Consider the following 805-nt stretch of genomic DNA (forward strand, 5'->3'; position numbering starts at 1 on the left):
TTTGGTGGTGTTCTAAAAAGTATGCTGACATCAGACATAGCCATAATTGATATAAAAGAATACCAAATCAAACACTTTTAAGTGATTATCGAGCTTCTTCGAGAAACAACAGGTTCTTCTAACGGCTCGTTTTAGTCGGTGTCTAAGACGGCAGTTATTACCTTCAATACCTATCGTATGCTGTTTGCCAACTTGTTTGTTATCTGGTTTAAAGGCCGTTATGAAACTGTCCCAGTTGTCCATGCTAATAGAGTCATAGCTCACTTTAAGTTGCTTAAGACGGGCTCTTAGTTTCTGAGCCGTTTTTAAGTCGCGTTTGCCCCAAACATAAGCGACAATCTCATTAGTAGCCCGGTCATAAGCGTAGATGAGCCAGACTTTACGCTTCTTGCGATATACGTAAGTCCAAAACTCATCAACTTCTAAGCGTTCATAGTAGCGCTTATTAGGCACGATCTTATAAACGGATGAGCCTATGGTGCTGAGCACTTTACCAATACTCACCGAGGTAATGATGGCTATGTCTCTAACACCGCAGCCTCGAGCAGTCATCAGCCGTATTATGTCTTCTATTTGAGAGTGACAGCCTTGGTAGCTTAAGGCATGGTCGCCAATGAATTGTCGTTTGCAGTCCTTACATTGGTAGTTCTGCTTACCATAGCTTTTTATACCATTTTTCTTTAGACTAAGACTGTGACAGTCGGGGCAATTGATCTGTATTTGTGTCTTCATAACCTCAAATATATCATCTTGCTTTGACTGTCACCTTCCTTTATTACCCCAGCATACTTTTTGATACACCACC

General features: G+C 41.1%; 1 protein-coding gene. It reads right to left on the bottom strand.

The genetic code is table 11. The features are described from left to right. Positions 1 to 30 precede the first annotated feature (30 nt). On the bottom strand, positions 31 to 732 hold the full coding sequence (locus INT03_RS01175) for an IS1 family transposase (RefSeq protein ID WP_087816370.1): 702 nt from the start codon (positions 730 to 732) through the stop codon (positions 31 to 33). Positions 733 to 805 lie beyond the last annotated feature (73 nt).

Origin of the sequence: Psychrobacter sp. PG1 (assembly GCF_014897815.1) — a bacterium.
Lineage (GTDB): Bacteria > Pseudomonadota > Gammaproteobacteria > Pseudomonadales > Moraxellaceae > Psychrobacter.